General features: G+C 66.1%; 1 protein-coding gene and 1 pseudogene. Both read left to right on the top strand.

Annotated elements, in window-relative coordinates; all coding sequences use genetic code 11:
* The first annotated feature begins 100 nt into the window (after positions 1–100).
* Entirely contained in the window at positions 101–1,225 is a 1,125-nt protein-coding gene (locus ACYUD3_RS38475; RefSeq protein WP_470981157.1) for a hypothetical protein, read from the top strand.
* 238 nt (positions 1,226–1,463) lie between these two features.
* A pseudogene (locus ACYUD3_RS38470) lies at positions 1,464–2,532 on the top strand (IS630 family transposase).
* The last annotated feature ends 349 nt before the right edge of the window (positions 2,533–2,881 follow it).

Below are 2,881 nucleotides of genomic sequence, written 5' to 3'. Positions count from 1 at the left end.
CCAAACCGCATGACGTCAATCGCCAAAGCCGTCCTCGCACTGGAGCGACAACGCTGAAGAAGCTCACTGTTTCCAGCCTATTAGGTCTATACATTTAAGATTGGCACCACGTGATGGCGTACAGGCATGGGGGCGCGGCGCTCGGACCTTGGCGCGTGCGGCGCTCGCGGGGCTGGTCGGCTCGGTGGTCGGGATCGCCGCGTACTCCATCAGCAAGACCGGCGGTCAGCTGCTGTCCGTCGTGGTCGGCGGTCTCGTGGGCATCGCGCTCGTCCTGGGAGCGGAGCTCTACCGCCGCTCGGCCCAGCTGACGGAGGTCCAGCTCACGCTGCCCGGAAGCGTGATGACGTTCACCGCGAACCCCGACATGCGGCAGGCGGCGCAGCGGATGTTCTTCCAGGCCTCGACACGTGTGGCCACCCGCCCGCTGGACGACGACAGCGGAAACCTCCGCGCGGCGCTGACGTCCCTCAAGAACCTGTTCGATCTGTACTGGGAGCCGCTGGAGTCAGGGGCCGCGCCGCCTCCGCCGGCCAAGGGGGACGGTCCACACGTTGGTGCTGGACATCCTGAACTTCGACCTGGCCCGTTCCTCGCGAAGTGGCACCCCCGGCTCAGCGAATGGGAGGCCGCCCACGAAAGGCAGGCGGACGAGTCGGCATGGCCGGAGAACGCCGCGTTCCGCACGGACCTCAAGGACCTCCAGCAGCGCCTTCGCCCCTACGTCATCGGCCTCGGGGAGATAGCCGGCCTCAAGGACCCGGAACGGCATCTGCGCAGGTCCGATTGGCGAGGGAACCGCCCGGACCTGACCGGCGCCCGGGCGGCAGGAGACCGGGGACACCCGCTGAACCCGTCCGGCAGCACACGCGAGGCTTCTCCTGCCATAGTGCACGATGAAGATGGAAAAACGCCCCCCGAGGGGGGCGTTTTTCCGGGTTTGAGGAGGTATGAGGAACGAGGCCACGGCCGACGCGTAATCTCGACGGACCCATGTCTCCAGCCCCGGACTCCTCAGGGGCCTACCCGCCTTACGGCGAGGGCTCGGCGGGATCCCGACCGTAGCGGAAACAACCAGCTCACGCTTCTTGCGAGCCGGTTTGTCCATCGCCCCGTCGATATACAACCAGGGCCTGACCTGCCCACCAACCATCTGACGATCTATCAGAACGAGCGTCGAATGAGCGTCGCGAGCGTCATTTCAGCGTCAAGATATCGCCCGTAACGCCCACATCGCGCATAATACGCACCGACAAAACCGCAGGTCAGAACCGCTTCGCGGCCGGTTCAAGCACCGCAACGCACTCCACGTGATGAGTCATCGGGAACACACCGACTTCGAGGGGAAGTTTGATACGCGGCCGGATTCAGATCCAGACTTCGCACCTATCGGCTAGAGATCTTTAACGGTGCGGGTTACGTCTGGTCGTGACGGTTGGCGTCGGCTGCGCCATGCCGGAGGGGTGAGGTATCCCGATGGCGGTGGGCTGACGACCGAAGAGCGCGATCGGCGTGAGCAAGTCCGGCTCGCGGCAGCTGACTTGATTGAGGCGGGGGCCAGTGACCGGGAGGTGGCCCGGCGGTTCCGGGTGACCCGGATGTCGGCGAACCGCTGGCGCCGGGCTCTGGCTTCGGGCGGCCGGCAGGCGCTGGTCTCCAAGGGTCCCGGTGGCGCTCGCTGCAAGCTCGGCGCAGGTCAGCTGCATGCTCTGGAGGCGGTATTGGAGGCCGGTCCGGCCGCGTGCGGATGGAGTAGCCAGTGCTGGACGCTGGCCCGCATCGGTGAGGTCGTGCGCCGCCGGTCCGGCGTCGAGTACACCCTGGCCGGGCTGGATCTGCCGCTGCACCGCATCGGCTGGAGCGTGCAGGTCCCGGCCCGGAAGGCCGGCGAGCGCAACGAGGCGCAGATCGCCACCTGGAAGGACCGGCAGTGGCCCGTCATAAAAAGAGGGCGGCGGACCTGGGCGCCTGGCTCTGCTTCGAGGACGAGGCAGGTCAGGGCCTGAGCCGCCCAAGGGCCGCACCTGGGGCCGCCGGGGCCGCACCCCGGTCGTGAAGGTCACCGCCGCGGGCACCAAACGGGTCTCCATGGCGGCACTGATCTGCACGAAGGCCGGCCGCAGGCCACGGCTCATCCACCGCATCCACCTGGACCGCGGCCCCGCCAAAGGCCGGCGCAAGGGCTTCACCGAGACCGACTACGCCCGCCTGCTCGATGCCGCACACCAGCAGCTCGGCGGCCCCATTGTCTTGGTCTGGGACATTTTGAACACGCACGTCAGCCGCACGATGCGACGGCTGATCGCCGCCCGGTCATGGCTGACCGTCTACCAGCCGCCGCCGTACGCTCCGGAGTTCAACCCGGTCGAGGGCGTGTGGTCACACCTGAAGAGATCGCTGGCCAACCTCACCAAACACAGCCTCGACCAGCTCACCACGCCGGTCAGGACCTGGCTGAAACGGATGCAGTACCGGCCTCATCTCATCGAAGGGCTCATCGCCAAGACCGGACTCGACTTCCAACCGCCGTAACCCCAGCCATTGAAGATCTCTAGACACAACCACGTATCGGCCGATTCGACCGCTCCGAAGCAGTCTCGGCAGTTCCAGGAAGCACGCGGGACGACGGCGCACGTAAAGGGATGTATCCCAGCAAAATAATCCAGAACGACTCGCTGCCAAGATCCGAGCCTCACCTGGACCTGCCGAACGGACTGGCATCGCAATTACACGGGTATTCGCGACCTCGGGATAGATAGCGGAATGCACTTTAGCGTGGGGTCGCCGGTTTGGCTAACCGGCGACCCCACGCATCAGTGAGCTTCTTCGAGTTGGCTACCGATCGGGTGACGGTCGGCGAAGCGCAACGAGCGAGGCCCCC

The sequence above is a fragment of the Streptomyces sp. AMJ-169 genome (genome assembly GCF_055597585.1).
Note: the sequence above shows the minus strand (reverse complement) of the source record. Positions and strands in the feature narration are given on the sequence as shown.